We start from the raw sequence: 10063 nt of genomic DNA, 5'->3' as shown, positions 1-10063 counted from the left end.
TTGTCGGACTGAAGAGCGAAAAAGAGAGCAGGCCCGCGCTCTCCTGCGGCGCCGCCCTCCCCCCCCCCCCTCCCCCCCCCCCCCCCCCCCCCCCCCCCCCGCCCCCCCCCCCCGAGCCCTATAACGCCGAACTATGCACTTTTGGGATGGGCGCGGGGCAAGCGGCTGCGGCATGCTCAGAGGACCCTGCACCACTCCGATCGGAGCGGGCGCCCGTCTGACCAGGCGGCCGACCGGCTCCGGGCCCCGGGTCACCCGAATGGTGGGCTGACCGCGGGTACGGGCCGGACACGCGACCTACGCCCTGCGTGTCCGGCCTAGCCGGGCCACATCCCACAGCAGGCCACGCCCTTTGCTCGTCACCTCTCACTGTCGACCGGCCGGTCCTTCCCGTAGGACCGGCCGGATTTCGTCAACTCTTGGTTGACGACCACGTGGTGGTCAACCTATGGTTGACGCATGACGAATCCAGTCCAGTTGACCAACCCGGTTCGCCTCGACGACCTGATCGAGGCCATCAAGAAGGCCCACACCGACGCCCTCGACCAGCTCGCCGACGCCGTGATCGCGGCCGACCACCTCGGTGAGATCGCTGACCACCTGATCGGCCACTTTGTCGACCAGGCCCGCCGTTCCGGAGCGTCCTGGAAGGACATCGGCGCGAGCATGGGCGTCACCAAGCAGGCCGCGCAGAAGCGGTTCGTGGCCAAGGACCCCGGTCTCGACCCCGCCCAGGGGTTCGAGCGCTTCACCACCCGGGCCCGCAACGTCGTGATCACCTCGCAGGAGGAGGCCAGGACCGCGGCCAACCCGGAGATCACGACCAGCCACCTCGTCCTGGGGCTCCTGGCCGAGCCGGAAGGACTGGCCGCGCGGGCGATCCGCGCGCAGGGCGTGTCGCTGGTCGCGGTCCGGGATGCCGCGGTCGCGACGCTGCCCGCCGCGGCGGACGAGGTGCCCGCGCTGGTCCCGTTCGACGCGGGCGCCAAGAAGGCGCTGGAGTTGACGTTCCGGGAGGCTCTGCGGCTGGGCCACAACTACGTCGGGACCGAGCACATCCTGCTCGCCCTGCTGGAGTTGGAGGCGGGCGAGGGCGTGCTCTCGGGCCTGGGGCTCGACAAGGCGACCACGGAGGCGGCCGTGGTCGAGACCCTCGGCGCGCTGAAGGTGCAGGCGACAAACCAGTAGGTCGCAGTAGGTCACGGTAATGCGCTGGACTGTCGACCGGGATGGGCGCGCCGTAGGGGGCACGACCTGGGGGTCGGTGTGGCCGAAGTCGACGTCGAAGACGAGCGTCGCGGCGGGGGAGTACTCGGCGAAAGCGCGCAGGACGGAGGCGCGCCGGTCGTCGCGGTATGCGGCGGGGAACTGCCGGAGCGGACCGCGCTCGCCCATGCCGGGCGGCGCCCGGCGGACCTCGGTGGCGGTGGGCATTTCCTCTGAGGTCTCCAGCGGCAAGACAGACCTCCTGCGGGCTGGGCCACCCCGGAACGCTCCGGGGTGGCCCAGTCGGCTCAGCTCGCCTGTCCGGTGTAGACCGTGACGGCGCCGAGGTAGAAGGCGTCCGGCCGCCGCAGGATGCCCTCGGGGGAGTCGGGGTCGGTGAGGACGGCGAGGGTCGACCTGTCCTCGGCGTCGAACAGGTCGCCCGCGTGGTCGAAAATCTGCTTGAGGCTGTCCAGCAGGATCTTGCGGGTCGGCAGGTCGAGCGGCGCCGGGCGGTTGATCAGGACGCCGCGGACCGTGCCCGAGACGAGTCCGGCGCGGGCGAGCAGGGCGGGCCAGTCCTCGACCGTGGCGACCGAGTCCGGGAGGCCCGCGCGCATCTCGGTGAACCACGCCTCGGTCGCCGCGTCGACGCGGGCGAGCAGGCCGGGGCGGCCGATGCCGATGTCGCGGGGCAGGAACCGGATCGGGAGCCCGCTCTCCACGACGGCCAGCACGCCGCCCGGCCGCAGCAGCCGGGCCAGCGCGTCGAGGACGCCCTGCTGGTCGCCGACGTGGTGCACGGCCCGGCTGATCCAGATCAGGTCGGCCGGTTCGAGGTCGGCCAGGCAGTCCGGCAGGTCGCCGAGGTGGGTGCGCACGGTGCGGCCCTCCCGGGCGGCGCGGTCGCGGGCCCGGTCGAGCAGCGGGGCGGCGCCGTCGATGGCGACCACCTCCGCCGAGGGGAACGCGCTGGCGAAGGCGAGCGCGGCCCCGCCCGGTCCGCTGGCGACGTCGTAGACGCGGCGGATGTCCGGCACGACCGAGCGGGCCCACTCGGCGGTGTCGGTGAAGACGGGTTGGAACAGGTCGGCCTCGCGTTCGAGCCGGTCGGCCATGGCGGCCCAGTCGAAGTCGTGCGTGGTGTGTGCCATGCCGCGATGGTGGCTCGCTTTGGCCGATAAGCCAAGAAACCTTGCCGTTTTGGCAACACATTCCTTTCATGGATCGGTTAGCTACTATGAGCTATCAAGATAACGGGTAAATGGTGACCCGATTGGGGGTGGCGAAGTGAGAGGAGAGGTGATCGGAAGGGGGTGGAAAAGACACCGGGACGAGGGCGATTCAGGTGAGGGGCGTTTCCGCTGGTCGGGGTGTGTGGTCGACCATGACGCGGCCGAGCGCCAGGATGGTCAGGCCCGCCAGGACGACGATCAGCAGGCCAACACGGAGGCTGGTGTGGTCGGCGATGAAGCCGATGAGCGGCGGGGAGGCCAGGAAGCCGACGCGGAGCAGCCAGCTCACCACCGTGAGCCCCACGCCAGCGGGCAGGCCCGGCACCTCGTCGGCCGTGTGCATCGCGGCGGGGATGAGGGTGGCCACGCCCAGCCCGGCCAGGGCGAAGCCCACCAGGGTGGTTGGGACGGACGGCAGGGCCAGCGCGGCGCCGATGCCCACCGTGCTGAGGGCGCCGCCGACGCGGACGACCCGCCGCTGGCCGAACCGGTCCACCGCGCGGTCGCCGAGCAGGCGGCCCGCGGTCATCGCGGTCTGCAGCGCGACGAACGCCAGGCCCGCGGTGGCCGCGCCCGCGCCGAGCGACCCGGTGAGGTACAGCGCGCCCCAGGACGCGCCCGCGTCCTCGACGATGGCGCCGCAACTGGCCAGGACGCCCAGGGCGAGTAGCAGGCGCAGCGCGGCCCCGCGGAACCGGCGCGGCGTCGCGGGCGCGGAACTGTGGCTGTCGGCCCCGGCGGCGTCCTGGCCCTCGGTGACGCGTTCGGCGTCTTCGCCGCCGGGCAGCATGAACCGGTGGCAGACCAGGGCGACCGCGCTGAACAGCACCGACGAGATGAGCAGGTGGATCGGCAACGGCACCGACAGCCCGGCCGCCGCTGAGCCCATGAGCCCCCCGAACACCGCGCCGATGCTCCAGAGCCCGTGGAAGGAGTTCACGATCGAGCGGCCGTAGCGGCGCTGCACCCGCAGGCCGTGGGTGTTCTGCGCGACGTCGACCACCGAGTCGAGCGCGCCCGCGACGAACATGGCCGCGGCGAGCATGGCCCAGTCGGCGGCCGTGGCGATGAGCAGCAGGGCTGCGGCGAGGGCGACGATGCCCAGCGCCGCGACGCGGCCCGAGCGGAAGCGGTTGATCAGCGCCGAGGCGAACAGGCCCGCGATGAGCGCGCCGAGGGGGAAGGCCGCCAGCGCGGCGCCCAAGGCGGTGTTCGTCAGGTCGAGGGCGGACTTGATCTCCGGGAACCGGGGAATCGCGTTGGCGAACAGCGCGCCGTTGGTGAAGAAGACACCGGCCACGGCGGCGCGGGCGTGTCGGCTGATCCTGGTCTCAGTGCTCGCTTCGGGCATCCCGACCGAGCGTACAGACCAAAGGTCGGATGACCAGCGGCCACTGTGAGTGGGCGCGGACGATCTTGGCCGTACCGATCGGGTGGATTCGCCTCGGGGGTCTTGGCCCGCGTCCGCCGACGCTGGTTTTCTGCACCCGGTCCGGGCCGTACCACAAGGAAAGGTCGGGTGCGTGCGATGCCGCAGCCCTTCGAGCTGCCCGAGTTCTACATGCCCTACCCGGCGAGGCTGAACCCGAACCTGGAAGGCGCCCGCGTGCACAGCCGGGCGTGGGCCAGGGACATGGACATGATCGACGTGCCGCAGAACGGCAAGGTGATCTGGACCCAGGACGACCTGGACGCCCACGACTACGCCCTGCTGTGCTCCTACACCCACCCCGACGCCCCCGGCCCCGAGCTGGACCTGATCACCGACTGGTACGTCTGGGTGTTCTACTTCGACGACCACTTCCTGGAGCTGTTCAAGCGCACCCGCGACATCACCGCCGCCCGCGAGTACCTCGACCGGCTGCGCGCGTTCATGCCGGTGGACGGCGCGATCACCGAGACGCCCACGAACCCGGTCGAGCGCGGGCTGGCCGACCTGTGGACGCGCACCACCCCGCCGATGTCGGCGGACTGGCGGCGGCGGTTCGTGGAGAGCACGAAGAACCTGCTGGACGAGTCGCTGTGGGAACTGGCGAACATCAACGAGGGCAGGCTGGCCAACCCGATCGAGTACATCGAGATGCGCCGCAAGGTGGGCGGCGCGCCCTGGTCGGCGAACCTGGTCGAGCACGCGGTCGGCGCCGAGGTGCCCGCGGTCATCGCCTCCAGCCGCCCGATGCACGTGCTGCGCGACACGTTCGCCGATGGCGTGCACCTGCGCAACGACCTGTTCTCCTACGAGCGCGAGGTGCTGGACGAGGGCGAGCTGAGCAACGGCGTGCTGGTGTTCGAGAAGTTCCTCGACATCGGCACCCAGGAGGCGGCCGAGGCCGTCAACGACCTGCTGACCTCGCGGCTGCACCAGTTCGAGCACACCGCGCTCACCGAGGTGCCGCCGCTGCTGGACGAGCACGCCATCGACCCGGCGTCCCGGCTCGGCGTGCTGGCCTACGTGAAGGGTTTGCAGGACTGGCAGTCCGGGGGCCACGAGTGGCACATGCGGTCCAGCCGCTACATGAACAACGGCGGCGCGCCCGGCACCGGCGTCCTCGGCGGGCCGCAGGGCCTGGGGACCTCGGCGGCGCGGATCGCCCGGTCACTGGCCATGACGCACCGGCAACGGGCGCGGTCGTTCACCTACGTGCCGTTCCAGCGGGTCGGCCAGGTGCCGCACCCGCCGCTGCGGATGCCGTTCAAGTCCCGGCTCAGCCCCCACCTGGCCCAGTCGCGGGAGAACGCGGTGCTGTGGTCGCGCGAGGTGGGCATCATCGATGAGGTGCCGGGCCTGTGGGACGAGGAGAAGACGCGGGCCTACGACCTCGCGCTGTGCTCGGCGGGCATCCACCCGGACGCCGAGCCCGACGCGCTGGACGTGTCCACCCAATGGCTGGTGTGGGGCACCTACGGCGACGACTACTACCCGCTGGTGTTCGGCCGGACGGGGGACTACGCGGGCGCGCGGGTGTGCACCGAGCGGCTGTCGCAGTTCATGCCGTTGGACGGCGAGGCGACCCCGGCCCCGGTGAACGCGCTGGAGCGCGGGCTCGCGGACCTGTGGCAGCGGACCGCGGGGCCGATGGCGCCGGACGCGCGGCGGGCGTTCCGCCGGGCCATTGACGACATGACCGAAAGCTGGCTGTGGGAGCTGGGAAACCAGTACCAGAACCGCATCCCGGACCCGGTCGACTACATCGAGATGCGCCGCAAGACCTTCGGGTCGGACCTGACCAAGAGCCTGTGCCGGATCGGGCACGGCAAGACGGTGCCGCAGGAGGTGTACCGCAGCCGGGCGGTCCAGTCGCTGGAACTCGCCGCGACCGACTACGGCTGGATGATCAACGACGTGTTCTCCTACCAGAAGGAGATCCAGTTCGAGGGCGAGATCCACAACCTCGTGCTGGTCGTGCAGAACTTCTTCGACTGCGGCCCCGAGGTTGCCATGAAGATCGTCGGCGACCTGATGGAAGGCCGGATGCGCCAGTTCGAGCACGCGGTCGAGGTGGAACTGCCCGCGTTGTTCGATGACCTCGACCTGAGCACCGAGGCCCGCGCCACGCTCAGCGGATACGCGGAGGAGTTGCAGAACTGGATGTCGGGAATCCTGGTGTGGCACCAGGATTGCCTGCGCTACGACGAGCCGCACCTGCGCAAGCACTTCGCCGACAGCCCCGGCGCGGCCGAATCGGCGCCGACGCCGCAGCGGCTGCGCGGCCCCAGCGGCCTGGGCACCGCGTCGGCGCGGATCGTGCCGCTGCGGGGACCGGTCTCGGCGAACTCGGCGGTGGGGGTCCACACCCACTAGACGGTGCTAATCTCTGCTACGGCCCGGAAGTCGACGGCTGGCCCGCCGTCGACTTCCGGGCCATCTTCGTTTTCTCGTTGTCTGGTCAGGGAAGGCGCAGGACCGACCGGATCGCGAACTCCGCGTCCTCCCAGGCGGGCGCCCAGGGAAATCGCGGCTTGTTGATCCGCATCGACACCACGCCGTGCAGGATCTGCCAGATGACCACGGCCAGCCGCCACGGGTCGGCTTCGGGAATCTCGTTGGCGCGCATGGCTTCCCGTAGCGCGTCGACCGATCCGGTCAGGACGCTTCGGCCGGGAGTCGTGTCCAGCGCGGCAGTGTCCGGTGTGGACAGGGTGGGCAGGACACGGCCTTCGTAGAGCACCTTGTAGCGGCCCGGTTCGAGCAGGCCGTAGTCGAGGTAGGCGCGGGCGTGGGCGAGGACTTTGCGCACCGGGCTCGGCTCGTGCTCGGCGGCGTCGGCCAGCGCGACCTCCATGTCGCCGAACAGCCGGTCGAGCACGGCCTGCAGCAGGGCGGACTTGTCCTCGAAATGGCGGTAGATCGACGGCGGGGTGACCCCGACGGCGTCGGCGACCGCCCGGATCGAGACCGCGTCCTCGTCACCGCTGTCGGCGAGCAGCCGGGCGGCGGCGACGACGATCTGCTCCCGCAGTCGCCCGCCCTCGCCCCTGGCCGCCCGGCGGCGGCGTTCTGTGGTCTCTGGCACTTGACAAGGCTACAACATGGGTTAACGTATCACTCGTTACGTTAACGAGTGATACCTTGGAGTGGTGATGCACCTTCCTTCCGTGAAAGCCCTGGTCACCGGCGGCACCTCCGGCGTCGGCCGGGACCTGGCCCGCCAACTCCTGGCCGAAGGCGCCGCCGTGGCGATCTGCGGCCGCGACCCGGACCGCCTGGCCGAGACCGCGGCCGAGTCGCCCGGCCTGCACGCGATCCCCGCCGACCTCACCCGTGAGGGCGACCTGGTCCGGCTCATGGACACCGCCACCGAGGCGCTGGGCGGGCTGACGCTGCTGGTGCACAACGCCGCCGTGCAACTCACCTACGACCTGGTCGGCCGCGACCCCGGCCCCCTGTTCGCCGACGTCGACGCCGAGATCGCCACCGACCTCGTCGCGCCGATGAAGCTCACCGCCCTCGCCCTGCCGCACCTGCTCGCCGCGCCCGCCGCCGCGGTGGTGACGGTGTCCACGGCCTTGGCTGTCTCACCCAAGCGCAGCGCCCCCGGCTACGCGGCCGCGAAGGCGGGCTTGCGCGCGTTCACCAAGGCCCTGCGCTACCAACTCGACCACGACGCCCCCACCGTGGCCGTCGTGGAGGCGATGCTCCCCCTGGTCGACACCCCGATGACCGCGGGCAGGGGCACCGCCAAGATCACCCCGGCCGCCGCCGCAGCGGAACTCCTCGCGGGCCTACGCGCCGACCGCACCGAAATCCACGTTGGCCGGGCAAGGACTTTCCTTGTCCTGCACCGCATCGCACCCCGCCGCGCCGACGCCCTACTACGCGACGCTTGAGAGGTCGCGGATCGCGGAGGTGTTTCGGACCGCCCTGAACGTGCAGCCGCACCGCCCGGAAGCCATTGGCACCGCGGTCAAAGTCGCCCAATACGGCGGCGACAGGTCCGTGGCGCCGCTGGCGCGGTCTGTCGGGGTCGCTCTGAGCAGGCGGATGTCGACGGTGGCCAAGCCGCCCGGACGCCGCCAGCACCGCGAAGCGATGTTGTTGATCGGTGCGGCGACGACAGGTCGTCGCCGCATGTGGCGCGGTGTGCCGGGCTGCGGTCAGGTGTCGGTGGCGGTCGAGAGACGCCGGGATGCCGTTGGCACCGCGAAGTTGAAGTCGCCTAGCGGTGCGGTGGTGACAGGTCCGTTGTGCTGGTGGCGCGGTGTGTCGGACCGCGGTCAGGTGTGGTGGCGGCGGAGATGCCGGGATGCCGTTGGCGCTGTGAAGTTGAAGTCGCGCAGCGGTGCGGTGGTGACAGGTTCGTGTGCTGGTGGTGCGGTGTTTCGGGCTGCTCTGCGCGGGCGGTGTCGATGGCGGTCGAGATGCCAGGAAGTCGTTGGCATCGCGAAGGTGAAGTCGCGCAGCGGTGCGGTGATGACAGATTCGTTGTGCTGGTGGTGCGATGTCGGGCTGCTTGAGTGGGCGGGTATCGGTGGCGGCGGAGATGCCGGGATGCCGTTGGCACCGCGAAGTTGAAGTCGCACCAGCGGTGTGGCGGCGACAGGTTCGTTGTGCTGGTGGCGCGGTGTGTCGGGTCGCGGGCAGGTGTCGGTGGCGGTCGAGATGCCGGGATGCCGTTGGCGCAGTGAAGTCGAGGTCGCGCAGCGGTGCGGTGGTGACAGGTTCGTTGTGTTGGTGGTGCGGTGTTTCGGGCTGCTCTGCGCGGGTGGTGGCGGTGGAAATGCCTGAAGCCGTTGGCATTGCTCTGTGAAGTCGCGGGTCAGTGCGGCCGCGATAAATCCGTTGCGCTGCTGGGTGACCCATGAGGGTTGCGAGCATGCCGTGGCGGGTCGGTCGCCTTGCGCGGGCGGGTGTCGACGGCGTCGAGACGCCCCGAAACCGCTGGCGCCGCGAAGTTGAAGTTCCCCATTGGCGCGGGCGCAACCGATCCGCCGCGCCGGTGTTCTGTTCCATGACAGTCGAAATCCCAGGAGAACAGCATGAACGCGTTTCTTGCCCGCCGCCTCTACGCGGCCATCGAAGCGGAGGACTCCGCCACTGTGGCGAGTCTGGTCGCGCCGGATGTGCTCCTCCGCGTGCCAGGAAACCATCCCGCGGCGGGCGACTACGTCGGCGTGGCGGGCATCGCCGAGTTCCTGGCGGCCTCGGCCGCCATCGCTCCCGGCGGCGCCCACACCGAGGTCATCGATTTCCTCGGCGGCGACAACCACGCCGCCGTGTACGCCATCACCCGCGCCGTGCGGCCGGGCAGACCGCCGCTGGCCAATCCCACCCTGCACCTGCTCGACATCCACCACGGCCGCGTCCGGCGGGTCTGGTTCCACAACCGGGACCAGGCCACCGTCGACGCCTTCTGGTCGTGACCGCCATGTCCCGAACCGTGACGACGGCGGGCGCGGCGCTCGCCGTGATCCTCACCCCCATCCAGTCGGCTGTCTACAATGGACCAGAAGTGTCGCCTCTGGTCCGGCTTCTGGCTCCACTGACCGATCCGGCGGTGTCCTTCGCGGACTGGTTAGGGCTGGACGCGTACCACTTCTACGGCCGCATGGTCGCCGTGGTCTACCTGACCACCTTGCTGGCACTGCGCTCCCTGCGCGTGCGCTCGCGGTGGTTCCCGGCATGCGTCGGCCTGCTCGCCGTCGCGTTCGCGGGCGACGTGCTCACCTACTGGTTCGGCGACCCGGGTGAGATCGGCTTCGCCATCGAGACCGCCGCCCTCGCAGGGGCCCTGCTCGCATTAGCCTGCTGCGCCTGGGACGCCCACGCCCGCGGAAACCTGACGCGGGCGGGAGCCTGGGCGCTGGGCCTCACCGGCCCGGCCGCGGTGGCCGTGCTGGCGCTCGTGCAGTACCTCCCGCACGCGGCCCTGCTCCCGTTGGCCGTGGCCACGGCGGCGGTCACCAGGAAAACGGAGGTCGCGCTGACAGGCAGATGACTCCCGGCTGACCGCCCGCTGCCCAACCACCCGCCACGAACGCCAACAGCCACCGTCCCCCGACCTTGGGGGGGGGGGGGGGGGGGGGGGAGGGGGGGGGGGAGAAGGGGGGGGGGGGGGGGGGGTGCCAAAAACGAAAGAAAAGAGGCGACACCTTCCCCCCCCCAACAGAAACCCACACCCCCC

At 70.8% G+C, this 10063-nt stretch carries 9 protein-coding genes; 6 read left to right on the top strand and 3 right to left on the bottom strand.

Annotated features, from left to right (window positions below):
* Positions 1 to 459 precede the first annotated feature (459 nt).
* Positions 460 to 1188, top strand: a complete 729-nt coding sequence (locus tag ACZ6SD_RS32530; RefSeq protein WP_465320863.1) for a Clp protease N-terminal domain-containing protein — start codon at positions 460 to 462, stop codon at positions 1186 to 1188.
* Positions 1189 to 1266: 78 nt separating this feature from the next.
* A complete protein-coding gene (locus tag ACZ6SD_RS32525) occupies positions 1267 to 1443 on the top strand; it encodes a hypothetical protein (RefSeq protein WP_465320862.1) in 177 nt (58 codons plus the stop codon).
* Positions 1444 to 1514: 71 nt separating this feature from the next.
* On the opposite strand, the gene ACZ6SD_RS32520 is transcribed toward ACZ6SD_RS32525, so the two are convergent.
* Entirely contained in the window at positions 1515 to 2360 is an 846-nt protein-coding gene (locus ACZ6SD_RS32520) for a class I SAM-dependent methyltransferase (RefSeq protein ID WP_465320860.1), read from the bottom strand.
* Between the two features lie 190 nt (positions 2361 to 2550).
* Positions 2551 to 3792: an MFS transporter gene (locus ACZ6SD_RS32515; RefSeq protein WP_465320859.1), complete on the bottom strand. Its 1242-nt coding sequence runs from the start codon at positions 3790 to 3792 to the stop codon at positions 2551 to 2553.
* A 177-nt stretch (positions 3793 to 3969) separates the two neighbouring features.
* On the opposite strand from ACZ6SD_RS32515, the gene ACZ6SD_RS32510 reads away from it, so the two are divergent.
* Positions 3970 to 6243, top strand: a complete 2274-nt coding sequence (locus tag ACZ6SD_RS32510; RefSeq protein WP_465320858.1) for a family 2 encapsulin nanocompartment cargo protein terpene cyclase — start codon at positions 3970 to 3972, stop codon at positions 6241 to 6243.
* Positions 6244 to 6328: 85 nt separating this feature from the next.
* On the opposite strand, the gene ACZ6SD_RS32505 is transcribed toward ACZ6SD_RS32510, so the two are convergent.
* On the bottom strand, positions 6329 to 6955 hold the full coding sequence (locus ACZ6SD_RS32505) for a TetR/AcrR family transcriptional regulator (protein WP_465320857.1): 627 nt from the start codon (positions 6953 to 6955) through the stop codon (positions 6329 to 6331).
* A 67-nt stretch (positions 6956 to 7022) separates the two neighbouring features.
* Between ACZ6SD_RS32505 and ACZ6SD_RS32500 the strand changes: the two genes are divergently transcribed.
* The 3 genes from ACZ6SD_RS32500 (at position 7023) to ACZ6SD_RS32490 (ending at position 9877) form a co-directional block, all read left to right on the top strand.
* Entirely contained in the window at positions 7023 to 7769 is a 747-nt protein-coding gene (locus ACZ6SD_RS32500; protein ID WP_465320865.1) for an SDR family NAD(P)-dependent oxidoreductase, read from the top strand.
* Positions 7770 to 8918: 1149 nt separating this feature from the next.
* Positions 8919 to 9302, top strand: a complete 384-nt coding sequence (locus ACZ6SD_RS32495) for a nuclear transport factor 2 family protein (RefSeq protein ID WP_465320856.1) — start codon at positions 8919 to 8921, stop codon at positions 9300 to 9302.
* 5 nt (positions 9303 to 9307) lie between these two features.
* The gene (locus ACZ6SD_RS32490; RefSeq protein WP_465320855.1) at positions 9308 to 9877 is read left to right on the top strand and encodes a hypothetical protein; all 570 of its coding nucleotides are present in this window, start codon (positions 9308 to 9310) and stop codon (positions 9875 to 9877) included.
* Positions 9878 to 10063 lie beyond the last annotated feature (186 nt).

This window comes from Actinokineospora sp. NPDC051303 (assembly GCF_055586285.1).
The sequence above is the reverse complement of the archived record's forward strand: the minus strand, read 5'-3'. Positions and strand labels throughout refer to the sequence as shown.

Bases quoted from the DNA above. Each gene is read 5' to 3' on its own strand.
- ACZ6SD_RS32495 (WP_465320856.1), top strand. From the start codon at position 8,919: ATGAACGCGTTTCTTGCCCGCCGCCTCTACGCGGCCATCGAAGCGGAG.
- ACZ6SD_RS32490 (WP_465320855.1), top strand. From the start codon at position 9,308: ATGTCCCGAACCGTGACGACGGCGGGCGCGGCGCTCGCCGTGATCCTC.
- ACZ6SD_RS32520 (WP_465320860.1), bottom strand. From the start codon at position 2,360: ATGGCACACACCACGCACGACTTCGACTGGGCCGCCATGGCCGACCGG.
- ACZ6SD_RS32500 (WP_465320865.1), top strand. From the start codon at position 7,023: ATGCACCTTCCTTCCGTGAAAGCCCTGGTCACCGGCGGCACCTCCGGC.
- ACZ6SD_RS32510 (WP_465320858.1), top strand. From the start codon at position 3,970: ATGCCGCAGCCCTTCGAGCTGCCCGAGTTCTACATGCCCTACCCGGCG.
- ACZ6SD_RS32515 (WP_465320859.1), bottom strand. From the start codon at position 3,792: ATGCCCGAAGCGAGCACTGAGACCAGGATCAGCCGACACGCCCGCGCC.
- ACZ6SD_RS32530 (WP_465320863.1), top strand. From the start codon at position 460: ATGACGAATCCAGTCCAGTTGACCAACCCGGTTCGCCTCGACGACCTG.